At 67.9% G+C, this 24,228-nt stretch carries 22 protein-coding genes and 1 tRNA gene; 10 read left to right on the top strand and 13 right to left on the bottom strand.

Features of this window, described 5'->3' with window-relative positions:
• Window positions 1–6 precede the first annotated feature (6 nt).
• The 5 genes from mce to D0Z60_RS00285 all read left to right on the top strand — a co-directional run bounded on the left by mce (window position 7) and on the right by D0Z60_RS00285 (window position 5,645).
• Window positions 7–426 (top strand): methylmalonyl-CoA epimerase, encoded by a 420-nt coding sequence (mce, locus tag D0Z60_RS00265; protein ID WP_118855870.1) that lies wholly within the window; start codon window positions 7–9, stop codon window positions 424–426.
• 124 nt (window positions 427–550) lie between these two features.
• On the top strand, window positions 551–1,012 hold the full coding sequence (locus tag D0Z60_RS00270; RefSeq protein WP_118855873.1) for an OsmC family protein: 462 nt from the start codon (window positions 551–553) through the stop codon (window positions 1,010–1,012).
• A complete protein-coding gene (locus D0Z60_RS00275; RefSeq protein ID WP_118855876.1) occupies window positions 1,009–1,245 on the top strand; it encodes a hypothetical protein in 237 nt (78 codons plus the stop codon). Before D0Z60_RS00270 ends, D0Z60_RS00275 begins: the two co-directional genes overlap by 4 nt.
• A gap of 126 nt (window positions 1,246–1,371) precedes the next feature.
• On the top strand, window positions 1,372–3,507 hold the full coding sequence (scpA, locus tag D0Z60_RS00280; protein WP_118855879.1) for a methylmalonyl-CoA mutase: 2,136 nt from the start codon (window positions 1,372–1,374) through the stop codon (window positions 3,505–3,507).
• A 101-nt stretch (window positions 3,508–3,608) separates the two neighbouring features.
• Complete coding sequence (locus D0Z60_RS00285) at window positions 3,609–5,645, top strand: acetyl-CoA carboxylase biotin carboxylase subunit (RefSeq protein ID WP_118855882.1); 2,037 nt, start codon at window positions 3,609–3,611, stop codon at window positions 5,643–5,645.
• Here the strand turns inward: D0Z60_RS00285 and D0Z60_RS00290 are convergent, their stop codons facing one another.
• The 5 genes from D0Z60_RS00290 to D0Z60_RS00310 all read right to left on the bottom strand — a co-directional run bounded on the left by D0Z60_RS00290 (window position 5,646) and on the right by D0Z60_RS00310 (window position 10,421).
• Window positions 5,646–7,205 carry an AMP-binding protein gene (locus D0Z60_RS00290; protein ID WP_118855885.1) on the bottom strand — a complete coding sequence of 520 codons (1,560 nt, stop codon included), beginning with the start codon at window positions 7,203–7,205 and terminating at the stop codon, window positions 5,646–5,648. It abuts the gene before it with no gap.
• A gap of 64 nt (window positions 7,206–7,269) precedes the next feature.
• Window positions 7,270–7,662 carry a RidA family protein gene (locus D0Z60_RS00295; RefSeq protein ID WP_118855888.1) on the bottom strand — a complete coding sequence of 131 codons (393 nt, stop codon included), beginning with the start codon at window positions 7,660–7,662 and terminating at the stop codon, window positions 7,270–7,272.
• The gene (locus D0Z60_RS00300; RefSeq protein ID WP_240325483.1) at window positions 7,659–8,861 is read right to left on the bottom strand and encodes an acyl-CoA dehydrogenase family protein; all 1,203 of its coding nucleotides are present in this window, start codon (window positions 8,859–8,861) and stop codon (window positions 7,659–7,661) included. The genes D0Z60_RS00295 and D0Z60_RS00300 overlap by 4 nt, the downstream gene beginning before the upstream one ends.
• Window positions 8,854–9,663: an enoyl-CoA hydratase family protein gene (locus D0Z60_RS00305; RefSeq protein ID WP_118855890.1), complete on the bottom strand. Its 810-nt coding sequence runs from the start codon at window positions 9,661–9,663 to the stop codon at window positions 8,854–8,856. The genes D0Z60_RS00300 and D0Z60_RS00305 overlap by 8 nt, the downstream gene beginning before the upstream one ends.
• Window positions 9,660–10,421, bottom strand: coding sequence for an SDR family NAD(P)-dependent oxidoreductase (locus tag D0Z60_RS00310; RefSeq protein WP_205421015.1), 762 nt, complete (start codon window positions 10,419–10,421; stop codon window positions 9,660–9,662). The genes D0Z60_RS00305 and D0Z60_RS00310 overlap by 4 nt, the downstream gene beginning before the upstream one ends.
• Before the next feature lie 128 nt (window positions 10,422–10,549).
• On the opposite strand from D0Z60_RS00310, the gene putP reads away from it, so the two are divergent.
• From putP to D0Z60_RS00335, 5 genes are read left to right on the top strand one after another with little or no spacing between them, the layout of a single operon-like run.
• A complete protein-coding gene (putP, locus tag D0Z60_RS00315) occupies window positions 10,550–12,031 on the top strand; it encodes a sodium/proline symporter PutP (RefSeq protein WP_118855896.1) in 1,482 nt (493 codons plus the stop codon).
• Between the two features lie 4 nt (window positions 12,032–12,035).
• Complete coding sequence (locus tag D0Z60_RS00320; RefSeq protein WP_118855898.1) at window positions 12,036–13,148, top strand: S-(hydroxymethyl)glutathione dehydrogenase/class III alcohol dehydrogenase; 1,113 nt, start codon at window positions 12,036–12,038, stop codon at window positions 13,146–13,148.
• 10 nt (window positions 13,149–13,158) lie between these two features.
• Window positions 13,159–13,530: a VOC family protein gene (locus D0Z60_RS00325; RefSeq protein ID WP_118855901.1), complete on the top strand. Its 372-nt coding sequence runs from the start codon at window positions 13,159–13,161 to the stop codon at window positions 13,528–13,530.
• Window positions 13,527–14,369, top strand: a complete 843-nt coding sequence (fghA, locus tag D0Z60_RS00330; RefSeq protein ID WP_205421016.1) for an S-formylglutathione hydrolase — start codon at window positions 13,527–13,529, stop codon at window positions 14,367–14,369. The genes D0Z60_RS00325 and fghA overlap by 4 nt, the downstream gene beginning before the upstream one ends.
• Entirely contained in the window at window positions 14,366–15,625 is a 1,260-nt protein-coding gene (locus D0Z60_RS00335) for an MgtC/SapB family protein (protein WP_118855905.1), read from the top strand. The genes fghA and D0Z60_RS00335 overlap by 4 nt, the downstream gene beginning before the upstream one ends.
• 91 nt (window positions 15,626–15,716) lie before the next feature.
• On the opposite strand, the gene D0Z60_RS00340 is transcribed toward D0Z60_RS00335, so the two are convergent.
• The 8 genes from D0Z60_RS00340 to glpX all read right to left on the bottom strand — a co-directional run bounded on the left by D0Z60_RS00340 (window position 15,717) and on the right by glpX (window position 24,201).
• Window positions 15,717–16,163 (bottom strand): RidA family protein, encoded by a 447-nt coding sequence (locus D0Z60_RS00340; RefSeq protein ID WP_118855908.1) that lies wholly within the window; start codon window positions 16,161–16,163, stop codon window positions 15,717–15,719.
• Between the two features lie 152 nt (window positions 16,164–16,315).
• Window positions 16,316–17,425 (bottom strand): S8 family serine peptidase, encoded by a 1,110-nt coding sequence (locus D0Z60_RS00345; protein ID WP_118855919.1) that lies wholly within the window; start codon window positions 17,423–17,425, stop codon window positions 16,316–16,318.
• 176 nt (window positions 17,426–17,601) lie between these two features.
• Window positions 17,602–19,107, bottom strand: a complete 1,506-nt coding sequence (locus tag D0Z60_RS00350) for a type II secretion system protein GspD (RefSeq protein ID WP_118855922.1) — start codon at window positions 19,105–19,107, stop codon at window positions 17,602–17,604.
• Window positions 19,108–19,331: 224 nt separating this feature from the next.
• Window positions 19,332–19,406, bottom strand: a tRNA-Glu gene (locus D0Z60_RS00355).
• Between the two features lie 53 nt (window positions 19,407–19,459).
• Window positions 19,460–21,211: a single-stranded-DNA-specific exonuclease RecJ gene (gene recJ / locus D0Z60_RS00360; protein ID WP_118855925.1), complete on the bottom strand. Its 1,752-nt coding sequence runs from the start codon at window positions 21,209–21,211 to the stop codon at window positions 19,460–19,462.
• A complete protein-coding gene (locus D0Z60_RS00365) occupies window positions 21,208–22,704 on the bottom strand; it encodes a PH domain-containing protein (protein ID WP_118855928.1) in 1,497 nt (498 codons plus the stop codon). Before D0Z60_RS00365 ends, recJ begins: the two co-directional genes overlap by 4 nt.
• Window positions 22,701–23,186, bottom strand: a complete 486-nt coding sequence (locus D0Z60_RS00370) for a PH domain-containing protein (protein ID WP_118855930.1) — start codon at window positions 23,184–23,186, stop codon at window positions 22,701–22,703. The genes D0Z60_RS00365 and D0Z60_RS00370 overlap by 4 nt, the downstream gene beginning before the upstream one ends.
• A 37-nt stretch (window positions 23,187–23,223) precedes the next feature.
• Complete coding sequence (glpX, locus tag D0Z60_RS00375) at window positions 23,224–24,201, bottom strand: class II fructose-bisphosphatase (protein ID WP_118855933.1); 978 nt, start codon at window positions 24,199–24,201, stop codon at window positions 23,224–23,226.
• Window positions 24,202–24,228 lie beyond the last annotated feature (27 nt).

The following is a 24,228-nucleotide window of genomic DNA, read 5'->3' on the forward strand; positions in this document are numbered from 1 at the left end:
ACCGGCATGAAACTCGGACGATTGAATCATGTCGGTGTCGCGACGCCGTCGATCGAGCGGTCGGTGGCGGCGTATCGCGAGTTGATGGGGGCGGCGGTTGTGCGCGAGCCGTTCGATTTGCCGGCGCAGGGGGTGCGGGTGTGTTTTGTCGATGCGGCCAACAGCCAGATCGAGCTGATCGAGCCGCTCGGGGCGGACTCGCCGATCGTCAAGTTCCTCGAGCGCAATCCGGAGGGCGGACAGCATCATTTGTGCTTTGAGGTCGCGGACATTGAGGAGGCTCGGACGTGGTACGAGGGCAAGGGGGTGCGCATCCTCGGGCCGACCCGGATCGGGGCGCACGGGACGCCGATCTTCTTTCTTCACCCCAAGGACATGGGCGGGGTGCTGACCGAGATCATGGAAAGCCCGAAGCAGGCGCACTAACCTATCCGTTCGCTTCGAGCAGCATCGAGCGAAGCCGAGATGCTTCGGTCGAGAAGCGTTCTCGACTTCGGGTCTCGACAAGCTCGACCCTGCGCTCGAACCGAACGGAAAAAGGGAGAGAAACTTGCCCCACCACAGCGCTACGATCCGCTGGTCGAATGACGCGCCGGAACAGTTTGCGCAGGGCCGCTATGCTCGCGCCCATGACTGGGTTTTCGACGGCGGGCAGACGGTGCGCGCGTCCTCGAGCACGGGGGTGGTGCGTCCGCCGCTGAGCGATCCGTTCGGGGTCGATCCGGAGGAGGCGCTGATCGCCGCCGTCTCGTCGTGCCACATGCTGTGGTTCCTCGATCTTGTGCGGCGGGCGGGGCACGGGGTCGCGTCCTACGAAGACGCGGCGGAGGGCGCGCTCGAGAAGTGCGCCGACGGGAGGGTGCGGATCACTCGGGTGACGCTTCGGCCGCGGATCGCGTGGGCCGGGGACGCGCCTGACGCGGCGGCGCTGGGCGAGTTGCACCACCAAGCGCACGAAAACTGCTTCATCGCCAATTCGATCACCGCCGAGGTGGTGGTGGAGCCGCGATGAACGGGGAGAATCTGTTCGTCGGCGCGGTGGCATTGCTCGGGGCGGCGGCGCTCGGCTGGCGCGTGGTCGGGGCGCTGCGGACCGGCGAGGTGCCGCTTTATCGCGCGCGGGTGCGGCGGGCAGAGGCGGGGGCCGCGAAGTTCAACGCGCTGGTCGCGCTCAACGCCGCGGCGCTGGTGCTGCTGCTGGTCATCGCGGCGGACCTGCTGCTCGGGCTTGGGCTACGGGGCTGACGGTCTTTCCCTTTCCGCTCATGCTGAGTAGGGACTGAGCGAAGTCGAAGGCCCGTATCGAAGCACGGTCCTTCGATACGCCGCTTCGACAAGCTCAGCGGCTACTCAGGATGAGCGGAGCAGGGTTTGTCGAACGACCATCAGTCTTGGAAATCCCTGGCCGACAAGGAATCGAAGGGCCGCGACCTGGCGCGCGAGACGCCCGAGGGAATCCGGCTCAAGACGGTCTACGGGCCCGACGATGTCGCGGGGATCGACAGCGGCTGGCCGGGGGTGCCGCCCTACACGCGCGGGCCCTATGCGACGATGTATGCCGGGCGTCCGTGGACCATTCGCCAATATGCCGGCTTCTCGACCGCCGAGGAATCGAACGCCTTCTACCGCCGCAACCTTGCCGCGGGGCAGAAGGGCCTTAGCGTCGCGTTCGATCTGGCGACCCACCGCGGGTATGATTCCGATCACCCGCGCGTGGCCGGCGATGTCGGCAAGGCGGGCGTGGCGATCGACAGCGTCGAGGACATGAAATTGCTGTTCGACGGCATCCCGCTCGATGAAATGTCGGTCAGCATGACCATGAACGGCGCGGTGCTGCCGATCATGGCGTTCTACATCGTCGCCGGCGAGGAGCAGGGGGTCGAGCGCGCGCAGCTTTCGGGCACGATCCAGAACGATATTCTCAAAGAGTTCGCGGTCCGCAACACCTACATCTACCCGCCCGAACCATCGATGCGGATCGTCAGCGACATCATTGCATATTGCGCCGCGGAGATGCCGCGGTTCAACTCGATCTCGATCAGCGGCTATCACATGCACGAGGCCGGGGCGACGGCGGTCCAGGAGCTGGCCTACACGCTCGCCGACGGCATGGCCTATGTCCGCGCGGCGCAGGACGCCGGGCTCGACGTCGACGCGTTCGCGCCGCGCCTCTCCTTCTTCTTCGGCATCGGCATGAATTTGTTCATGGAAGTCGCCAAGCTGCGCGCGGCGCGGACGCTGTGGGCACGAATCATGACCAGTTTGGGCGCGCAATCGGAGAAGTCGAAGCTGCTGCGCACGCATTGCCAGACCAGCGGCGTGTCGCTGACCGAGCAGGACCCGTACAATAATATCGTACGCACCACCGTGGAGGCGCTGGCGGCGGTGCTTGGCGGAACGCAGTCGCTGCACACCAATTCGTTCGACGAGGCGATTGCGCTGCCGACCGATTTTTCGGCGCGGATCGCGCGCAACACGCAGCTCATCCTGGCCGAGGAAAGCGGGGTGACCGCGGTCGCCGATCCGCTCGGCGGAAGCTGGTACGTCGAGGCGCTGACCCGCGAGCTGGAGGAGAAGGCGCAGGCGCTGATCGACGAGGTCGAGGCGCATGGCGGGATGGTGAAAGCGGTCGCCGAGGGCCTGCCCAAGCAGCGCATCGAGGAGGCGGCGGCGGAGCGCGCGGCCAAGGTCGACACCGGCGAAACGGTGATCGTCGGGGTCAATCGCTACCGGCTCGAGGAGGAAAGCGAGCTCGACATTTTGGAGATCGACAATGCGCGGGTGAGGAGCGGCCAGATCGCGCGCTTGCAGAAAATGCGGGCTGGCCGGGACGAGGCAAAGGTTCGGGCGGCGCTCGACGCGTTGACCACAGCAGCATCCGTTCAGGACGAGCGCAATCTTTTGAGCTTGGCCGTGGAAGCCGCGCGCGCACGCGCGTCGCTGGGCGAGATATCGGACGCGCTCGAGCGGGCGTTCGGGCGTTATGCGACGACGCCGGAGCCCGTGCGCGGGATTTACGGCAAGCGCGATGACGCGCGGTGGAAGGGCGCATTGGCGGGGACCGAGGCGGTCGCTGAGCGGTTGGGCCGCAAGCCCCGGATGCTGGTCGCCAAGATGGGCCAGGACGGGCATGATCGCGGCGCCAACCTGGTCAGCTCGGCATTTGGCGACCTGGGCTTCGAGATCATCGCCGGGCCACTGTTCCAGACGCCGCGCGAAAGCGCCGAGCTGGCGGTCGCGAAAGACGTAGACGTGGTCGGCGCAAGCTCGCTCGCGGCGGGTCACAAGACGCTGATCCCCGAATTGATCGAAGCGCTTCGCGACATGGGCCGTCCCGACATCAAGGTCGTCGCCGGCGGAGTCATTCCGGCGCAGGACTATGCCATGCTGCGCGAGGCCGGCGTCCAGGCGATCTTCGGGCCGGGGACGAACCTGGCCGACGCGGCGGACGAAGTGCTGCGGCTGCTTGGGCATAACAAGCCACCGGTGGACGAGGCGGTCGAATGATACCCCTCCCGCTTGCGGGAGGGGTTAGGGGTGGGCAAAGAGGGCCGCGATGATAGACAGGCCACCCCCGGCCCCTCCCGCAAGCGGGAGGGGAGATAGAGATGTTCAGTAAAATCCTGATTGCCAATCGCGGCGAAATCGCCTGCCGGGTCATCAAGACGGCACGGCGGATGGGGATTGCGACGGTGGCGGTCTATTCCGACGCCGATGCCCGCGCGCCGTTCGTGCGAATGGCCGACGAGCGCGTTCGGCTCGGTCCGCCGCCGGCGAGCGAGAGCTATCTCAAGGCCGAACTGATCATCGACGCGTGCAAGGCGACCGGGGCCGAGGCGGTGCATCCGGGTTACGGGTTCCTGAGCGAGCGCACCAGCTTCGCCGAGGCGCTTGCGGCCGAGGGGATCGCGTTCATCGGGCCGCCGGTCAAAGCGATCGCGGCGATGGGCGACAAGATCGAGTCCAAGAAGCTGGCGCTCGAGGCGGGGGTGAATGTCGTCCCCGGCTTCGTCGGCGAGATCGACGATACCGAACATGCGGTGCGGATTGCGTCCGAAATTGGCTATCCGGTGATGATGAAGGCCTCGGCCGGCGGCGGCGGCAAGGGCATGCGCCTCGCCTACTCCGAGAAGGACGTCCGCGAAGGCTTCGAGGCGGTCAAGCGCGAAGGGCTGAGTTCGTTCGGCGACGACCGCGTGTTCCTCGAGAAATTCATCGAGGACCCGCGCCACATCGAGATCCAGATCCTCGGCGACCAGCACGGCAACATCCTCTATCTCAACGAGCGCGAATGCTCGATCCAGCGGCGCCACCAGAAGGTGGTCGAGGAAGCGCCGTCACCGTTCGTCACGCCGGAGATGCGCCGGGCGATGGGCGAGCAATGCGTCGCTCTGGCGCGGGCCGTCGGCTACTATAGCGCAGGCACGGTCGAGCTGATCGTCAATGGCGCCGACCCGAGCGGCAAGGGCTTCTACTTCCTCGAGATGAACACCCGGCTGCAGGTCGAGCATCCGGTGACCGAGGCGATCACGGGCATCGACCTGGTCGAGCAGATGATCCGCGTGGCGGCGGGCGAGAAGCTGGCGTTCACGCAGGCCGACATCGGCATCGACGGCTGGGCGATCGAGAATCGCGTTTATGCCGAGGATCCCTATCGCGGCTTCCTGCCGAGCACGGGGCGGCTGATCCGCTACCAGCCGCCGGTGCAGGGCTGGGAGGACGACGGCGCGGCGAACGGGCGGCGCGGGCTGGACGGCGTGCGGGTCGACGACGGCGTCTACGAAGGCGGCGAGGTCAGCATGTTCTACGACCCGATGATCGCCAAGCTGATCACCTGGGCACCGACCCGCGACGAGGCGGCCGACAAGCAGATCGCCGCGCTCGACGCGTTCCAGCTCGACGGGGTCGGCGACAATGTCGATTTCCTCAGCGCGCTGATGCAGCATCCGCGCTTTCGCTCGGGCGAGCTGACCACCGGCTTCATCGCCGAGGAATATCCCGACGGCTTCCACGGCGCTCCGGCGGACGACGAACTGCTCAGCGACCTCGCCGCGCTGGCGGCGATCGTCGAGCTGACGGTCGATACGCGCGCGGCGCTGATCGACGGACAATTGGGCGAACCGATGTTCCCCGACGCGACCCAGATCGTGCGCATCGCGAAGCGCGAGTTCGAGGTGACGGTGACGCCGTACGACGGCGGCAATCTCGTCAGCGTCGATGACGGCGAGGAGATCGACGTAATCGGCGACTGGGCGCCGGGCGATCCGCTGCTGATTGCCGACATGGACGGCCGGCGGCGCGTGGTTCAGGTCGCCAAGCGCGGCCGCGGCTGGCTGCTGACAGCGCGCGGCGCGCGGCATTCGGTGACGGTGATGGCGCCGCACATCGCGGCCTTGTCGAAGCACATGATCGACAAGGTGCCGCCCGACATGTCGCGCTTCCTGCTTGCGCCGATGCCGGGCTTGCTGACCCGGCTCGAGGTCAAAGCGGGCGACAAGGTCGAGCCCGGCCAGCCGGTGGCGGTGGTAGAGGCGATGAAGATGGAGAACATCCTGCGGGCGGAGAAAGCGGCGACGGTGAAGCTGACCCCGGTCGCGGCCGGCGAGCCGCTCAGCGTCGATCAGGTGATCGTCGAGTTCGAGTGATCAGCGGTTGCGGAGCTCGACGCGCCTGAGCTTGCCGGTCGCGGTCTTCGGCAGGCTGTCGACGAACTCCACTTCGCGCGGATATTTGTAGGGGGCGATGCGGTCCTTGACGAAGTCCTGCAGGCCGGCGGCGAGCTCGTCGCTGGGCTCGGCGAAAGCGGCGAGGACGACGAATGCCTTCACCTTCTGACCGCGTTCCGAACAGGGCACGCCGACGACCGCGCATTCGGCCACCGCGGGGTGCGCAAGCAGGGCGTTCTCGACCTCGGGAGCGCCGATGTTGTAGCCGGCCGAAACGATCATGTCGTCGCTTCGCGCGACGTACCAGAAGTAGCCGTCCTCGTCCTTGCGATAGGTGTCGCCGGTGACGTTCCAGCCGCCCTCGACATAGTTGGCCTGGCGCTCGTCGGCGACGTAGCGGCAGCCGGTCGGGCCCTTGACCGCGAGCCGGCCCTCGCCGTTCGAGTCGGGATCGAGGATGGTGGCTTCGTAGCCGGGCACCGCTCGGCCGGTACTGCCGGGGCGGATATCGGCGCCGCTCTCGGCGATGAAGATGTGCATCAGCTCGGTCGCGCCGATGCCGTCGACGATGGCGATGCCGGTGCGCTCCTTCCACGCCTGCCACGTCGCCGTCGGCAGATGCTCACCGGCGGACAGGCAGGAGCGAAGCGACTTGAGCGCGTTGTCGAGCGCCGGCGCGGACAGCATCGCCTTGTAGGCGGTCGGGGCGGTGGCGAGGTGGGTGACCCCGAATCGCGCGACCGCCTCGACGAGCTCGGGCGGGGTTGCCTTTTCGACCGTCGCGGCGGCGGCTCCGAAGCGCAGCGGAAACATCAGGCTCGCGCCGAGGCCGAAGGTGAAGGCGATCGGCGCCGAGGTGAGGACGATGTCGCCGGGCTCGAGGGCAAAGTGGGCCCTGGCGAACGTGTCGCACGGCGCGAGGATGTCGCGGTGGAAATGGACGCAGCCTTTGGGGATTCCGGTGGTGCCGCTGGTGAAGGCGATCAGTGCGGGATCGTCCTGCGCGGTGTCGACGGGGGGCAGCGGAGCGAGGGCGCGGCAGCGGTCTTCTAGTGCTCCGTGGCCGTAGTCGCCGTCATATTTGACGATTTTCTTCAGGAACCGCGTTTGTTCGGCGCCCTCGCGAAGGTCGCCGATAAAGCGGCTATCGCATACCGCGTGGGAAATCTCGGCCTTGTCGATGATCGTCGCCAGCTCGCCGGGGCGGAGCAGCGGCATGGTGGTGACCGCTACTCCGCCGGCCTTGAGGATGCCGAGCCAGGCGGCGAACATGGTGTAGCCATTGGGGCCGCGCAGCAGCACGCGGTTGCCGGGGACGAGCCCCTCCTCCTCGACCAACAGGCGCGCGATGCGGCCGGACAGGTCGTCGAGCTCGGCATAGGTCCAGCGGCCCTGGGCGTTGGTGACGGCAAGGTCGCCGGGCTTGCCGCCTTTCAGCAGTTCGGCAGCGGCGTTGAGGCGCTCGGGATAGTCGAGCAGGAGGAAGTCGGGCTGCTGCTCGGGCGGCGGCAGGCGGTCACGGACGAAGGGGTCGGTCATACCGTCAAGCGCAATGGCAAGGCATGGGCCCCAGCCTTCGCTGGGGCGACGGGGGAACGCATCATCACTCTTCCACCACGGCCGTCGCTTCGATCTCGACCTTGGCCGAGCGTTCGAGGAGGCGGGTGACTTCGACCAAGGTGATGGCCGGATAATGGGAGCCCATGATGCTTTTCCAGATCGGTACCAACTCATCGCGGAGCGGCAGATACTCTTTGATCGTGGTGACGTAGATCGTCATGCGCACGATATGTTCGGGACGAGCGCCGCCCTCAGCGAGGATCGCAACGACGTTCTTCAGCGCCTGGGCGAACTGGTGATCGAGGCGATGCGAAACCAGCATCTCGCGCTCGTCCCAGCCGATGACCCCGGCGGTGAATACCATCCGCCCGGAAGCGGAAATGCCGTTGGCATAGCCCTTGGGGCGCGGCCAGCCGGGCGGCTGAAGTATGTTCATGAAATCTCCTTGAGCAGTGAGCGGGCGATGATCTGGCGCTGCACTTCGCTGGCGCCCTCGTAGATCCGCAGCGCGCGGATTTCGCGATAGAGCTTCTCGACGGTCGCGCCGACGGTGACCCCGAGGCCGCCGTGCATCTGCACCGCCATGTCGATCACCCGGCTCGCGGCTTCGGTCGCGTCGAGCTTGGCCATCGCCGCGGCGCGGCGGTGATCGCCGGCCTGGGTGTCCTGGAGCCAGGCGGCTCGGGCGATCAGCAAGGCGGAGGCGTCGATGCGAGTGCCCATGTCGCCGAGCCGGTCCTGGGTGACGGCATTGTCGGCGAGCGTGCCCGAGCCGAGCTTGCGGGTACGAGCGAACGCGAGCGCCTCGTCGAGCGCGCGGCGGGCGAAGCCGAGCGCCGCGGCGCCGACCGTCACGCGGAACAGGTTCAGAGTCTTCATGGCGATCCGAAAACCGTCGCCGGACTCGCCGAGCGGTTCCGCGCGGACATTGGCGAAGGCGAGGCGGGCGAGCGGATGAGGGGCAATGACGTCGATCCGCTCGGCAACGGTCAAGCCGGGGTCGTCGCCGCGGACGATGAAGGCGGAGAGCCCACGCGAGCCATCCTCGCCGGTTCGCGCGAACACCGTCAGCACGTCGGCGATAGTGCCGTTGGAGATGTAGCTTTTCTCGCCGCTCAGGCGCCAGCCGTCACCGTCGCGCTCGGCGCGCATGGCGATGTTCGCGGCGTCGCTGCCGGTGTCGGGCTCGGTCAAGGCGAAGGCGGCGACCGCCGTTCCGCGCGCGACTTGCGGCAGCCATTCAGACTGCTGGTTGGGGCTTCCGGCGAGGCTGATCGCGCCCGAGCCGAGGCCCTGCATGGCGAAAGCGAAATCCGCGAGGCCGTCGTGGTAGGCGAGCGCCGCGCGCGTGACGGCGAGGGCGCGGACGCTGGGCGGCTGGCCGTACTGCGCAACGGCATGGTCGAGCAGCCCGGCGGCGCCGAGGTTGGCGACCAGGGAGCGGCAGTGGGGGTCAAGATCGACCGGGTGCGTCATCGGCTGGTCGCCGCACCAGCTGTGCACGCGGTTGGCGAGGTCGCGGTGTTCGGGCGCGAAGAACGGCCAGTCGAGCCAGTCGGACCGGCCCCACCCCCGCTCGGCTGCGCCGAGTCGCCCCTCCCCTGAAGGGGAGGGGATGTCGGCGGAGTCAGTCACCCTTGAACTCCGGGGTGCGTTTGGCGGCGAAGGCCTCGTAGGCGCGCTTGAAGTCGTTGGTCAGCATGCAGTCGGCCTGGGCCTCGGCCTCCATGTCGATCGCTTCCGAGATCGACACATGCCATTCGTCGTCGAGGCCGCGTTTGGTGACGGCGTGGGCCGCGCTCGGGCCGTCGGCGAGCGATCGGGCGAGGGCGGTGGCGTCGGCCAGCACTTGCTCGCTGAGGCGGTTGTAGAAGCCCCAGGCGTGGGCTTCGTCGGCGCTCATCGTGCGGCCGGTGAACAGCAATTCGGCGGCGCGGCCGTGGCCAATGAGGCGCGGAAGCATGGCGCAGGCGCCCATGTCGGCACCGCTGAGGCCGACCCGGACGAACAGAAAGGCGGTGCGCGCATCGGGCGCGGCTAGGCGCAGGTCGCTGGCCATGGCGAGGATCGCCCCGGCACCCGCGCACACGCCCTCAACCGCGGCGACGATCGGCTGGGGACAGGCGCGCATCGCCTTCACCAGATCGCCGGTCATTTGGGTGAAGTCGAGCAGCCCTTCGCGGTCCATGTGGGTCAGGGGGCCGATGATCTCGTGGACGTCGCCGCCCGAGCAGAAATTGCCGCCGGCGCCGGTCAGCACGACGGCTTCCACGGCGGGGGTGGAGTCGAGGGCGCGAAACAGGTCGCGCAGCTCGGCATAGGAATCGAACGTCAGCGGATTCTTCTTGTCCGGCCGGTCGAGGGTGATGGTCGCGACCCCGCGCTCGAACGCCCAGCGGAAGTGGGTCGGCTCGAGCGTGGCGGGATCGAGGCTCATGCGGTCGTGCCGCCGTCAATTGTCAGGCACGCGCCGGTAATCGAACCGCTGCTCGGGCGGCACAGGAAAGCGATCGTTTCGGCGACTTCCTCGGCGGTGATCAGGCGGCCGTTGGCGTTCATCGCCGCGAGCGCCGCACGCGCCTCGGAATCGCTGCGGCCGGTGGTGCGCGAGATCCGCTCGGCGCTGCTATCGACCATCGGCGTGTCGACGAATGCGGGACACACCGCGTTCACGGTAAGGCCGGTGCGGGCATATTCGAGCGCGAGGCTCCTGGTCAGGCCGATCGCGCCATGCTTGGATGCGACATAGGGCGCGGCATAAGCGGCGCCCTTGAGGCCGGCGACCGAGGCGACGACTATCAGGCGTTTGTCGGCGCCGTCGAGCAGGTCGGGGAGGACGAGCTGCGCGCCGTCGAACAAGGCGGTGAGATTAGTGGCGATGATCCGGTCCCACGCCTCGCGTTTGGTCTTGAGGAACGGAGCGCTGTCGCCGATGCCGGCGTTGAGAATGACATAGTCAAACGGGCCGTGCGCGGTGCGCGCGGCGGCGAAGGCGGTCTCCATTGCGGCGCGGTCGGTCATGTCGGCGGCGAAGGCTCTGCCCCCGGTTTTCTCTGCGACCGCTTCGAGAGGTTCGGGGCGGCGGCCGACGAGCGAGACGCGTGCGCCAGCCGCGGCCAGCGCGCGCGCGGTGGCGGCGCCGATGCCGCTTCCGCCGCCGGTGATCAGTGCGTGCTTGTTTGTGGCCCAGCCCATCCGCGCCCCTTTCGTCATTGCGAGCGTAGCGAAGCAATTCAGCCGCGCAAACTGGATTGCTTCGTCGCTTCGCTCCTCGCAATGACGAGCCGGTTGCCAGAAACGAGCAGCCGACTTACGCCTTGCCCATGCAAACGGGGACGCTGATCGCGCTGGCGATCTATTTCATCGCCATGCTCGGCATCGGCTTTTACGCGTGGCGCAAGTCGACCGCCGACAGCGAAGGCTATCTGCTCGGCGGGCGCGACCTGGGGCCGGGGGTGACCGCGCTGAGCGCGGGCGCGTCGGACATGTCGGGCTGGCTGATGCTCGGCCTGCCGGGCGCGATCTTCCTCAGCGGACTGGGCCAGGCGTGGATCGCGGTCGGGCTGATCATTGGCGCCTATCTCAACTATCGCCTCGTCGCGCCGCGGCTTCGGACCTATACCGAACTCGCCGGCGACGCGATCACCGTGCCCGACTTCTTCGAGGAACGGTACCACGACAGCAGCCATGCGCTGCGGCTGGTGTCGGCGCTGGTGATCATCGTCTTCTTCGCGCTGTACACATCGGCGGGGATGGTCGCCGGCGGCAAGTTCGCGGTGTCCGCCCTCGGCTGGGACTATCTCACCGGCATCGCGGTGATGGGCGGGATCGTCGTGCTCTACACGGTGATGGGCGGGTTTCTGGCGGTGAGCCTGACCGACTTCGTCCAGGGCTGCATCATGTTCGTCGCGCTGGTGCTGGTGCCGGTGGTGGCGTGGCTCGAGCTGGGCGGCGGGTTCGGCGCCGGGCTGGCCGCGGCGGAAGCATCGCGCGGGCTGTCGCTGACTCAGATGATCGGCGGCGAGGTGACGCTGCTCGCGATCGTCAGCGCGGCGGCGTGGGGGCTGGGCTATTTCGGCCAGCCGCACATCATCGTGCGTTTCATGGCCATCAGGAACGTGCGCGACATGCCGACGGCGCGGCGGATCAACATTGGCTGGATGGCGGTAAGCTTGATGGGCGCGGTCGCGACCGGCCTGATCGGGGCGGCCTATTTTGCGGCGAACGGCGGCGCGCCGGAGGATAGCGAGACGGTATTCCTGCTGCTCTCCAAAATCCTCTTCCACCCGTTCATCGCCGGCTTCGTCCTGGCGGCGGTGCTGGCGGCGATCATGTCGACCATCTCGAGCCAATTGCTGGTCACCTCGTCGAGCCTGACCGAGGACATTTACAAGACCTTTTTGAACCGCGAGGCGAGCGAGCGCACGTTGGTGACGATCGGGCGGGCGATGGTGGTGCTGGTGTCCCTGGTCGCGGCGCTGCTCGCGCTCGATCCCGACAGCACGGTGCTGGGGATCGTCGGCAATGCTTGGGCCGGCTTCGGCGCGGCGTTCGGGCCTGCGGTGCTATTCTCGCTGCGGTGGAAGCGGACGACGCGGCAGGGCGTGCTGGCCGGAATGGTGGTCGGCGCGCTAGTGGTGGTGGGGTGGATCCTCGCCGGCTGGTCGGACGCGATGTACGAGATCGTGCCGGGGTTCATCGCCTCGAGCTTGGCGATCTGGCTGGTCAGCCGGGCGACCGCCGCGCCGTCGGAAGCGATCGAGCGGCAGTTCGACGAGGCGGCCGCGGCCGCGCAGGGAGCGTAGCCATATGAAGACCCGCGCCGCGGTGGCGTTCGAAGCAAAACGGCCGCTCGAGATCGTCGAGCTCGACCTCGAGGGGCCCAAGGCCGGCGAGGTGCTGGTCGAGATCATGGCGACCGGCATCTGCCACACCGACGCCTACACGCTCGACGGGCTCGACAGCGAGGGGCTGTTTCCGAGCGTGCTCGGGCACGAGGGTGCGGGGGTGGTGCGCGAGATTGGCGGGGGGGTGACTTCGGTCGCGGTCGGCGATCATGTCATTCCGCTGTACACACCCGAATGCGGGCAGTGTAAATCGTGCCTGAGCGGCAAGACCAACCTCTGCACCGCGATCCGCGCGACACAAGGCAAGGGGGTGATGCCCGACGGGACTAGCCGCTTCTCCTACAAGGGGCAGACCATCTTCCACTACATGGGCTGCTCGACCTTTTCGAACTTCACCGTGCTGCCCGAGATCGCGGTGGCGAAGATCCGCAAGGATGCGCCGTTCCAGACCAGCTGCTACATCGGCTGCGGGGTGACGACAGGGGTCGGCGCGGTGCTCAACACGGCCAAGGTCGCGGCGGGCGACAATGTCGTGGTGTTCGGGCTCGGCGGGATCGGGCTCAACGTCATCCAGGGGGCGCGGCTGGCCGGGGCGAACCGGATCGTCGGGATCGACATCAACCCGGACCGCGAGGAGTGGGGTCGCAAGTTCGGCATGACCGATTTTCTGAATACGCGCGGGATGGGCCGCGACGAGATTGTCGCCAAGGTGGTCGAGGTGACCGACGGCGGGGCCGACTACAGCTTCGACTGCACCGGGAACACCGAGGTGATGCGCACCGCTCTGGAATGCTGCCACCGAGGGTGGGGGACGTCTATCATCATCGGCGTCGCCGAGGCGGGCAAGGAAATCGCCACCCGCCCGTTCCAACTGGTTACCGGGCGCAACTGGCGCGGGACCGCGTTCGGCGGCGCCAAGGGGCGCAGCGACGTGCCGGGGATCGTCGACATGTACATGGACGGCCGGATCGCGATCGACCCGATGATCACGCATGTGCTGACGCTCGACGAGATCAACAAGGGATTCGACCTGATGCACGCCGGGGAGAGCATCCGCAGCGTGGTGGTTTACTAGGAGAGACGCAATGTACAGCCACATGGTGGTCGGATCGAACGACCTCGAGCGCAGCCGCGCATTCTACGACGCGCTGTTCGGCAAGCCGGGCCGGACCGACGAAAAGGGCGGCGCCGCGTGGGGCCGCAAGGGCGCGGTGTTCATGGTCGGCAAGCCGATCGACGGACAGCCGGCGACTCACTCGAACGGCGGGACGATCGGCTTCGCGTTCGACACGCCGGAAGAGGTCGATGCGTGGCACCAGCGCGGGGTCGCGGCGGGCGGCGCGCCGATCGAGGACCCGCCGGGCTGGCGCGAGAATGCGTTCGGCAAGCTTTACCTCGCGTATCTGCGCGACCCCGACGGCAACAAGCTTTGCGGGCTGTACCGGCCGGAGCAATGACGAGCCTGGAGACGGTCAGCGAAGTCCGCTCGCATGGCGGCGTGCAGGGGGTGTACCGGCATGCCAGCGCGGCGACGTCGACCGACATGGTGTTTTCGGTGTTCGTGCCCGAGCGCGACGAGCCGATGCCGGTGCTCTGGTATTTGTCGGGGCTGACCTGCACGCACGCCAACGTCACCGAGAAAGGCGAGTATCGCGCCGCCTGCGCGGAGGCCGGAATTATCCTGGTCGCGCCCGACACGTCCCCGCGCGGACCCGACGTGCCGGACGATCCCGAGGGGCTGTGGGACTTCGGCCAGGGCGCCGGCTTCTACCTCGATTCCACCGTCGCGCCGTGGGACCGGCACTTCCACATGCGGCTCTATTGCCTGGAGGAACTGCCGGCGCTGGTCGGGGCGCACTTTCCGGTGGACATGGCGCGGCAGGGGATCACCGGCCATTCGATGGGTGGGCATGGCGCGCTGACCTTCGCGCTGACCTCGCCGGGGCGGTTCCGCTCGGTCAGCGCGTTCGCTCCGATCGTCGCGCCATGCCAGGTGCCGTGGGGGCGCAAGGCGTTCCGCCATTATCTCGGCGACGATCCGGCGGCGTGGCGTGCGCACGACACGGTGGCGCTGATCGAGGACGGCGCGCGGATCGACGAGCTGCTGGTCGACATCGGGACGGCCGACCCGTTCCTCGACAAGGAACTGAAACCCGAACTGCTCGAGGCGGCGTGCACGGATGCGGGGATCGCGCTGACGCTCAACCGGCGCGAAGGCTATGACCATAGCTATTATTTCATCTCGACCTTCATGGCCGACCATGTGCGCTGGCATGCGGAGCGGCTGACCCAGTGATCGCCGGGCTCGAGCCGTGGGCCGCCGAGGCGGTTCGGGTCGGCGCCGGGCTGGCGATCGGAGCGCTGGTCGGGCTCGAGCGCGGCTTCAAGCTGAGGGACATGCAGGAGGGCACGCGGGTCGCGGGCGTGCGGACGTTCAGCCTGCTCGGGCTCGGCGCGGGCATCGCTGGCCTGATCGCCGCCGCGCAGCCGGCAGCGGCGCTGGCGCTGATCGCGGCGATGCTGGCCTATCTCGGCATCGCCTATGCGCCGCGGCTCACCGCCAAGGGCGACGCCACAAGCCCGATCGCGGCGACGGCGACCATCGCAGCAGCCTTCCTCGCCGGATTTGGCAGCGTCGGCCTGGCGCTGGCGGCGGCGGCGGTGATCGTGCTGATCCTGGCGATGAAGAACGACCTTCACGACTTCGTCGAGGGGATGGACGACAAGGACATGCATGCGCTCGCCCGCTTCGGGGTGATCGCGCTCGCCGTGCTGCCGTTCCTGCCCGACAGGCGGATGGGCCCATACGATGCGTGGAACCCGGCGACGCTGTGGTGGGTGGTGATCCTGGTGACCGGCTTTTCGTTCGCCGGCTACATCGCCAACCGGCTGTTCGGCGCGCGCCGCGGGACCATTGCCACGGCGCTGATCGGCGGCGCCTACAGCTCGACCGCGGTGACCCAGTCGCTGTCTCAGCAATTGGGCAAGAGCGACAAGCCGGGCGCCGAAGCGGCCGGGATCGCGCTGGCCAGCGCCGTCATGTACGTGCGCGTGATCATCCTGGTGGCGATCCTCGCCAACCGGCTGCTGGCCGATTTCGCATTGCTGATCGCGCCCGCGCTGATCACCGCCTGGGCCGGCGGCTACTGGCTGTACCGAAAGGCGCCGCCGAGCAAGGAGGGCGTTCCGCCGGGCAATCCGATCGCGCTTGGGCCGGCCTTGTTCTTCGTCGCCTTCCTCGCCGCGGCGGCGGTGGTCGCGCGCTGGGCTGAAGGGGAATTCGGGGCGCAGGGCATTGCCGTCCTGTTGTTCGTGATGGGGACGATGGACGTCGACGCCTCGATCGTCACCGCCGGGGGATTGCCGCCAGAAGCGATCGAAGCGCGGTTGGCGGCGATCGCCATCGGCGGGACGATCATCGCCAACATGGCGGTCAAGATCGGGGTGACCTTCGCCAATGCCGGGCGCAAGGGCGCGGCGGCGGGCGGGGTGCTAATCGCATCGACGCTGGTGCTGGCGGCGACTTTGGGAATCGCCTGGCTGAGAATGTGAAGATGTGCATGCCGGTTGTGCGCTTTGCGTGATCCCAGAGCAGGCCACGCCCAACGGTTTGTGACCAGTGGGCCCAGTCGCACGAGTCGATTTAATCGGCCTTCGACGCAAGCATGGCGGTGACTTCGACTTCGACCAGCATGTCTGCGGCTGCCAGAGACGACACCTCGAGAAAGGTATGCGGCGGGCGCGGGGCGCCGCCTAATTGCTCGCCCTGCACTTCGAAATAGGTCGAGATGTTGGATCGGTCGATCACGTAGGCTGTCATTCTTACGACGTCGGCGAGGCTCGCGCCATGCGCCGCGAGCACCTTCTTGATCTTCGCGAACACAATCTCCGTTTGCGCTCGAAAATCGCCCTTGCCGAGGATTGCCGCAGACTGCGGATCGGTCGCCTCCGGGTCTTCCGCGCCTACTCCGGAGAGGAACAGAAACCTCGCCCCGGCCGGCGCATCGACGATGCAGACATCACTGAACAGGTCGCGCGCCCAACCCTTATTGTGGTTGGCATTTGTCTTGGCGAAAATTGGCTGATCCATGACCGTCCCTCATCCTCGCGAAATCACCGAACCCTGGTCCGCGTCGGTGTGGTGGACTAGCATAACCGACTGACAACGCGCCCCGGGCTTGACGCAATATGTGAAAAGGGCGGCCCGTTGCCGGACCGCCCCTTCCATTCGCGCGATTGCGCTTACTTGACGCCGATGATGTCCGGATTGCCGTCCGGGTCACCGCTCACTACGCCGCCGTTGCGGACGCTGCCGAGCAGCAACAGGCCGGCGAGATGCGGGGTCGCCATCGAGGTTCCACTAATCGTGTTGTAGCCGCCGTTGAGCCAGGTCGATTTGATCGCCGAACCGGGCTCGGCGTAGTCGATCGGCGGATTGCCGAAGTTCGAATAGCTGGCCCACTTCTTGCCAACCGAATAGGCCGAGACGGTGAAGATGTTTGGACCGTTGACGCGCGCCGGCGACTTGGTGGTGGCGCTGGTGCTCTCATTGCCGGCGGCGAGCGCGAAGCGGACCCGCGCCGACGCGTTGGCAACCGCGGTATCGAGCGCGCTGCTGGCGCCGCCACCCAAGCTCATGTTGGCGACATCGCCGGGCTGTCCGACCTGAGCGACATAGTCGACGCCGGCGATGACGCCCGAGTTGCTACCCGAGCCGCGGCGGTCGAGCACGCGCACTGAGACGACAGTGGCGCCAGCGGCGACACCAACGACACCAATGCCGTTATCGAGCGCGCCAATCGTGCCGGCGACGTGAGTGCCGTGGCCGTTCTGGTCCCACGGCGTGGTGCGGCCGCCAAGGAAGGTGCGGCTGCGCCCCGTGTCGACGTTGAGGTCGGGATGGTCCGGCTGAATGCCGCTGTCGATCACCCAGGCGGTCTTGCCCACGCCGCTGCCGTAGCCGACGTCGGCGACGCCCCACGGGGTTTCCTGAGCCATGGCGGTGAAGCCGCCCTCGGGCGGTGCCATCATCTGCACCGGCGGAGCGGCCATCACCTGATCCTGCTCGCAATAAGCAATGTTGGGGTTCTTGGCCTTCATGTTGGCGACGCCCTGCTCCGACGCGTTGACCGCGAAGCCGCGGATGGCGTGGGTATAGACGTGCTTCAGCTGGGCCGCTTCGGCCTGAGCCGAGCGATTGGCCTCGGCGGTAGCGTTGCCGCGACCGACATTGTCCTTGAACACGCAGATGTAGGAGCCCGCGATCTTGTCGCCCGGGCGCTCGGCAAGCGCCGGCGAGGCGGCGGCGAACAACGGCACAGCGGCAACGGCCGCCAAAAGCAAAGTCTTCATCTACTGAATACTCCCCGATTTTTAACTGCGCGACGGCCGGACGGCCAATTGGGCAGGGGGAGGATGCTAGGGGCGATTCGCCCCTTGTCGAGTGCTCAAAAGCCACACATGACGAAATTATTACTAAGAAAAATCAGTCGGTTACCGCCGATTTAACGACGATCTAGCAAAACCGGTCAGCGGCCCGGATCGAGCGGCGACCCAGCCGGATACTGGACCGGCTGCGGCGGAGCCGGAGCGGGGGTCGCAGGTCCCGGCAGGTCGAACCGGCGGTGGCGCACGATGCGCGGCGTGATGACGATGTACAGCTCGGTCTTGGAGCGGGTCGAGCGTTCCACCCGGAACAGATTGCCGGCAATTGGGATGTCGCCGAGAATTGGAATGCGGCCCTTGGTGGTCAGCACATTATCCTGGGTCAGGCCGCCGATGACGAACGTCTCGCCGTCGCGCACCGAGGCACTGGTCTCGGCCTCGCGCTGGCTGATCGTCGGATAGCCCTGGCTGTAGCCGGTGACCGACGAGACGACGCCGTAGATCTGCGAGGTGACGAAGCCGTCGGAGCTGACCCGCGGCGCGATCTGCAGGGTCACGCCGACGTTGACGTATTGCACCTGCTGCGAAACGCCATTGACGCCCGAAAGGGTGATCGAGGTGAGGATCGGGAGCGCGTCGCCGGTGATGATCTTGGCGGTCGAGCCCGACTGCGCGGCGATGCGCGGGCGCGAAACGATCCGGCCTTCGCCCTTCGACACCTGCGCGTAGATCGCCGCCTGCAGCGTGCCCGACGGGAGGATGCGGTTAGGGTCGAGCCCGAACGGCAGGGTCGAGCCGGTGTTGATCGTGCCGGTCGCGATCTGGCCGCTCGAATTGTTGAGGTCGATGCCCAGGTTGCGCGCGCCGGTCTCGGTCAGCTCGACGAACTGGGTTTCGAGGATGACCGAATCGACGGGAACATCGATCAGCGCGATCTGCTGCTTGACGCGGGCGATTCGCTCGGGGCTGCCGGTGATCCAGATGGCGTTGAGGCGACGGTCGATGGCAAGGCCGTTGCCGACCGTCTGGCCAAGCGGAAGCTGCTGCTGCTGCGCCTGGTTTTGCGAGCTGACGTAATTGGGCTGCGAAGTGGTCGCGAGCGAGCCGAAGCCAGGCTCGCGGCGGATGAAGATGTTGTTCGGCTGGATCGTCTCGCCGCCGGCGAGCAAGCCGACGATCTCGCTCACGTCGGCATATTTGAGGAACACCAGCTCGTAGGAATCGCCAGGGTTGTAGTCGACATATTCGGGCAGCGCGGTGGCGGGCGAAACGGGCTCGCCGCTCGAGCCGAGCGGGCGGGCGCCAGCAGCCTCCTCCTCGCTGAGCTTGGTGACGACGACCTGGACCGACTTGTTGCCGGCCGGCTCGACCGCGACCTTGGCCGGGGCGTTGGTCTCGAACGCCATGAGGAGGCCGCTGTCGCTATTCTCGAACACCGTCGCGCGAACGAGGCCACGATGGCCCTCGCGCTGCGGAATGCGGGGCGCCCGAAGCGTTGCGCGCATCAGCAGTTCGGGCCGGGTCGGGTTGCTATTGTTGGGCGCCGATTGCGGCTCGGCGGGCGAGAAGCGGACGATGAACGAGGCGCGGCTGGCGTCGGCGGTGACCAGCTTCACCTCTTCGACCACCGACGGCACCTGCGCACGCACGGCGGACGGGGCAGCAAAAAATGCGGATAGGGTGAGGATGAAACCGGCCAGACGGCCACGCGCAATCTTCAACAAGCTTCCCCAATCGCCCCGGCACGGAATTTGAAAACCAGCGGCGGACTTTACGGGGGAGGGGGCGCAATGCAAGGCCGCGATGCGGCATTTGGGCCACAGCACGCCGTTAAAAATCGGTTGTGTTTCAGCGGGTTGCGTCAGCCTGCGGATGGTGACCCCTACGGGAATCGAACCCGTGTTTCAGCCGTGAAAGGGCCGCGTCCTAACCGCTAGACGAAGGGGCCAAAAAGGCGTGGCGGGCGGTTAGGCGAAGGGGGCGAACGGGTCAAGCGGTGCGTCAGGTGGGCGCGGCGTCCTCGACGTGCATCTCGGCCGCGCAGCCGCCCTGCCACTCGTCCCGGCGGACCGATCCGGCAAGCCACCAGCGGCCGTCGGTCGAGGCCGAGAGGAGGGCCTGCCCAAGGGCGGTGTCGGCCGAGCGAAAGGCGATCCAGCGGAAGCTCTTGCCGTCATCGCCGGCGGCAATTCCGCGGACGTGGCCGTTGCCGACGATTCCAACCTTCAGCAGCCGCGCCGGTCCGGCGGCGACTCGAGGACTGGGCCAGCCGGCGCCGTACGGCCCGGCGCCGTCGAGCTCGTCACACAAGGCGGCGTGGATCGCGCCGGGTGTGAGCGAGGCGTCGAGGGTCAGTGCTTGGCCGCCGCGCGCGCGCTCGACGTCGGCGGCGAGGCGATCGTTGAGGAAGGCGCGCAAGGGCTCGACCCCGCCGGGCGCGACGGTGAGGCCGGCGGCCATCGCGTGGCCGCCGCCGGCGATCAAGAGGCCGCTATCCTTGGCGGCGAGCACCGCGGCGCCAAGATCGACCCCGCCGATCGAGCGACCGCTGCCCTTGCCCTGGCCGGCCTCATCCTCGCCGATGACGATCGCCGGCCGGCCGAAGCGCTCCTTGAGGCGGCTGGCGACGATGCCGACGACCCCGGTGTGCCAGCCGGGGGCCGTGACTAGCACGACCGGGTCGGATGCGTGCCGGTCGGCCTGAAGCAGGGCGGCGTCGGTGACGGCCTGCTCGATCGCGCGGCGCTCCTCGTTTAGGTGATCGAGCTCCTCGGCGATGGCGCGCGCCTCCTCGGGGTCGGTGGCGGTCAGCAGGCGCACGCCGAGATCGGACTTGCCGACCCGGCCGCCGGCGTTGATGCGGGGGCCGAGCGCGAAGCCGAGGTCGCGGCAGGTCGGCGCTTTGCTGAGGCGCGCGGCGTCGGCGAGCGCGGCGAGGCCGATGTTGGCGCGGCCGGCCATCACCTTGAGACCCTGGGTGACGAACGCCCGGTTGAGGCTTTTCAGGCGGGCGACATCGGCAACGGTGCCGAGCGCGACGATGTCGAGCAGGTCGAGCACGCGCGGCTCAGCCGTGCCATCGACGAAGCGCCCGCGGCGGCGTAGCTCGCGGATCAGCGCGACCCCGAGCAGGAACGCCATCCCGACCGCCGCGACATGGCCGTGCGCGGCGCCGGTGGCGCTCTCGTCGAGGCGGTTGGGATTGACGAAGGCGGCGGCGACCGGGTGGCGGGTCGAGCATTGATGGTGGTCGCAGACGATGACCTCGAGCCCGGCGGCGGCGGCGGCATCGAGCGCGTCGAACGCCTGGGCGCCGCAATCCACGGTTACGGCGAGCGTCGCGCCCTGGTCGCGCAGTGCGACGAGGGCGGTGCCGGACGGGCCGTAGCCCTCCATCAGCCGGTCGGGGATGTAGATCATCGGCTCCACGCCGAGGCGGCGCAGGAGCAGGGTCAGCAGCGCCGCCGAGGTGGCGCCGTCGACGTCATAGTCACCGAAGATGGCGATGATCTCGCCGCGCTCGACCGCGTCGGCAAGGCGCGCGGCCGCGGTGTCCATGTCGGCGAACTCGGACGGGTCGGGGAGAAAGTCGCGAATGGTCGGCGCGCGGTGGCGGTCGAGATCGTCGGCGGCGACCCCGCGGGCGAGGAGCAGTTGATCGACCAGGCTATGCTCGAGATCGACCCCGCCGGTCCGCCGCCAGCGCCACGGCTGGCCGAGCACCGACCGCTCGACGTTGCACGCGTTGCTCATTGCGCGACCAGCTGCTCGCGCAGCGCCTCGGCGTCGGCGCGATCGAGCGCGTCGATGGCGAAGCTCGACAGCAGCGAGCCGCCGGCGACCCCGAAGCGCATTCGGACGAAGCGGAACAGCCGCGTCCAGCTGTTCTCGGCAATGTCCATGCTCTGGATGCGGGCGACCGGCACGACGGCCAGCCGCTGTTTCCACCAGCCGCCGTCGAGGAACAGATAGCCGCCGCTCAGTGCGTAGCGGCTGCGGCGATGCTCGAGCCAGCTGGTGACGAGCAGTGCGGCGAAGCTGGCGCTGCCGAGCAGCGCCCATGGCGACAGCAGTGCGGCTGCGGCGAGGGACAGGACGATGCCGATCGCCAGGAGCGTCGCGGCGCTTCGGAACTGGCCCGGAGCGACCGGGCGCCAGTCATCCGGCGCCGGGGACATCGGCCGATCAAGCGACTGCTGGATCGCGTCTGCTTCGTACTCGCGCGCCAGCGGGGCAACGACATGGCTGCCCTCGCCGCCATCGCTGGCGAGGCTCTGGAACTTGAGCTCGAACCAGCCGAAGCGGCGGCGCACCGGGCCGGTCTGGAGCAGCGACGCCTGCACCCGCCGCGCCGGAATGGTGACGTCGGTTAGGGTCAGCAGGCCGCGGCGGCGGCGGAAGCCGGAGTGGGTGCGTTCGAGGCGAAAACCATGTTCGCGCAGCATTGTGCGGATCATGCCGGTGCCGATGCCGATGGCGGCCAGGACCAGCGTCCCGCCGAGCGCGGCGACGAAGCGATGTTGCACGACATAGTCGCGCAGCGGGCCGGTGCTGGCGACCAATTCGAGCCAGAAGGCGCGCGAAAAGGGGTCGAAGCCGATCACGTCGCCGAGCGTCTGGCTGGCGCCGAACAAAGCGGCGATGATGGCGAGCGAGAAGTTGAACAGTCCGGCGATCAGCACTCGGCTGGTGGTCATCGCAAACAGCGGCGCCGAGTCTGTTTCCGCAACCTCCTGCGGGAGGTCCGCCTGCGCCAGTGCCGTCCCCGAGCGGTGGGCGCGGACGATTTGGCGGATCGCCTCGGCGCGGTCGAGGGTGATCGTGTCGAGCACGCCCTCGCTGTCCTTGGCGGCCGACGAGGCGCCGGTTTCCATGCGCACCCGGGCGAGGCCAAACAGGCGATGCAGGGGACCCTGCTCGATATCGACATCGGTTACCCGGTCGAACGGGATCGAGCGGCTGGAGCGGTTGATCAGCCCGGACTCGACGCGCAGCTCATCGTCGTCGAGCTGAAACCGGAAGGTCAGCCAGCGCACCAACGATCCGCCGATCGAGAACAACAGGAAGGCGCCGAGCAGCAGCAGCGCGAGCCCGAGCTTGTCCTGGAACGCGAGATAGGCGCCGCCGGCGATGATCCCCCAGGCGCCCTTGATGACCTTGGGCAGGCTGGTTAGCAGGTAGAGCGGGTGGAGGCGCTCACCGCGTCCGGCGGGGGCGGCGGCGGCGGGAACGGCGGCGTCGGTCATTCCGCGTCGGCGCGGATTTCGGCGCGGATCAGGTCGCGGATCGACGCTGCGCGCTCGGGCGCGAGGCCGGGCAAGGTGACGACGCTGTTGTGAGTGCCGGCGGTATGGACGACGAGGCTGGCGGTGCCGCACATCTTGTCGAACGGGCCACGCGTAACGTCGATGTGCTGGACCCGCACGAACGGAACGACGGTGTCGACGTGAAACAGCCAGCCGCGAACGATCCGGATCAGCCGTTCGTCGAGCGCATAGCCGAGGCGGCGGTAGATGCGGTCGGGGCCGAGCACCACTCCGCCGAAGGCGAAAAAGGCGATGGCGAGCGGGACAAGCCCGGCGGCCCAGGTCTCGGCCAGCACGAAGCGGTCGAGCACGACCGCGCCGACTAGCGGGAAGAGCCAGAAGATCGCCGCCTGGACGCGCAGCGAATTGCGGTAGCCGCGCTCCACCGGCTGGAGGTCGTTAGGAATGACGGCAGGAGTCATATGCGGACAATACACCCCCGGCAGTAGGCTTCAAGCGTCAGGCGAAGCCCTTGCGGTGTTCGGCAAAGACTCGGCGGACTGTTCCGCTCGAGGCGCGCATGACGATGCTTTCGGTCTCGATCGCGCCGCCCTGGCGCCGCTTGACGCCCTTGAGCAGCGAACCGTCGGTGACTCCGGTGGCGGCGAAGATGCAATCGCCCTTGGCGAGATCGTCGAGAGTGTAGATGCGGTCGAGATCGTCGATCCCCCAGCGATGGGCGCGGGCGCGTTCGTCGTCGTTGCGGAACAGCAGGCGAGTCTGCATCTGGCCGCCGACGCAGCGCAAAGCGGCGGCCGCGAGCACGCCTTCGGGCGCTCCGCCGCTGCCGAGGTAGATGTCGATGCCGGTGTCCGGATCGGTGGTCGAAATGACCCCGGCCACGTCACCGTCCGGGATCAGCTGGATGCCGCAGCCGAGCGCGCGCAGCTCGGCGATGATGCCGGCGTGACGGTCGCGGTCGAGCACGCAGGCGACGATCTCGCTGGGTTTGACGCCCTTGGCGGCGGCGATGGCGTGAATGTTGTCGGCGACCGGGCGCGAGATGTCGATCGTCCCGTCGGGATAGTTGGGGCCGATCGCCATCTTGTCCATGTAGACATCGGGCGCGTTGAGCAGCCCGCCGGCCTCGGCGATGGCCAGCACGGCGAGCGCATTGGGGCCGGCCTTGGCGGTAATGGTGGTGCCTTCGAGCGGATCAAGCGCGATGTCGATCTTCGGACCGCTGCCCTGGGCGCTGCCGACTTTCTCGCCGATGTAGAGCATCGGCGCCTCGTCGCGCTCGCCCTCGCCAATCACCACCGTGCCGTCCATCGGCAGCTCGTTCAATGCGGCGCGCATCGCCTCGACCGCGGCGGCGTCGGCGGCGTCGTTGTCGCCGCGGCCGGTGAGGGTCGAGGCGGCGATTGCGGCGGCTTCTGTCACCCGCACCATTTCGAGGACGAGGACGCGGTCGAGGACGGAGGAAGCGGCGATCATTCGAACATGGCTCCGGATAGGGTGTGC

Source organism: Sphingomonas mesophila, assembly GCF_003499275.1.
Classification (GTDB): Bacteria; Pseudomonadota; Alphaproteobacteria; order Sphingomonadales; family Sphingomonadaceae; genus Sphingomicrobium; species Sphingomicrobium mesophilum.

Coding starts and splice junctions, on each gene's coding strand:
- D0Z60_RS00290 (WP_118855885.1), bottom strand. CDS start 7,205: ATGACCGACCCCTTCGTCCGTGACCGCCTGCCGCCGCCCGAGCAGCAG.
- D0Z60_RS00305 (WP_118855890.1), bottom strand. CDS start 9,663: ATGAGCCTCGATCCCGCCACGCTCGAGCCGACCCACTTCCGCTGGGCG.
- D0Z60_RS00285 (WP_118855882.1), top strand. CDS start 3,609: ATGTTCAGTAAAATCCTGATTGCCAATCGCGGCGAAATCGCCTGCCGG.
- D0Z60_RS00310 (WP_205421015.1), bottom strand. CDS start 10,421: ATGGGCTGGGCCACAAACAAGCACGCACTGATCACCGGCGGCGGAAGC.
- fghA (WP_205421016.1), top strand. CDS start 13,527: ATGACGAGCCTGGAGACGGTCAGCGAAGTCCGCTCGCATGGCGGCGTG.
- D0Z60_RS00320 (WP_118855898.1), top strand. CDS start 12,036: ATGAAGACCCGCGCCGCGGTGGCGTTCGAAGCAAAACGGCCGCTCGAG.
- mce (WP_118855870.1), top strand. CDS start 7: ATGAAACTCGGACGATTGAATCATGTCGGTGTCGCGACGCCGTCGATC.
- D0Z60_RS00325 (WP_118855901.1), top strand. CDS start 13,159: ATGTACAGCCACATGGTGGTCGGATCGAACGACCTCGAGCGCAGCCGC.
- glpX (WP_118855933.1), bottom strand. CDS start 24,201: ATGATCGCCGCTTCCTCCGTCCTCGACCGCGTCCTCGTCCTCGAAATG.
- D0Z60_RS00295 (WP_118855888.1), bottom strand. CDS start 7,662: ATGAACATACTTCAGCCGCCCGGCTGGCCGCGCCCCAAGGGCTATGCC.
- D0Z60_RS00340 (WP_118855908.1), bottom strand. CDS start 16,163: ATGGATCAGCCAATTTTCGCCAAGACAAATGCCAACCACAATAAGGGT.
- recJ (WP_118855925.1), bottom strand. CDS start 21,211: ATGAGCAACGCGTGCAACGTCGAGCGGTCGGTGCTCGGCCAGCCGTGG.
- D0Z60_RS00275 (WP_118855876.1), top strand. CDS start 1,009: ATGAACGGGGAGAATCTGTTCGTCGGCGCGGTGGCATTGCTCGGGGCG.
- putP (WP_118855896.1), top strand. CDS start 10,550: ATGCAAACGGGGACGCTGATCGCGCTGGCGATCTATTTCATCGCCATG.
- D0Z60_RS00370 (WP_118855930.1), bottom strand. CDS start 23,186: ATGACTCCTGCCGTCATTCCTAACGACCTCCAGCCGGTGGAGCGCGGC.
- D0Z60_RS00365 (WP_118855928.1), bottom strand. CDS start 22,704: ATGACCGACGCCGCCGTTCCCGCCGCCGCCGCCCCCGCCGGACGCGGT.
- D0Z60_RS00345 (WP_118855919.1), bottom strand. CDS start 17,425: ATGAAGACTTTGCTTTTGGCGGCCGTTGCCGCTGTGCCGTTGTTCGCC.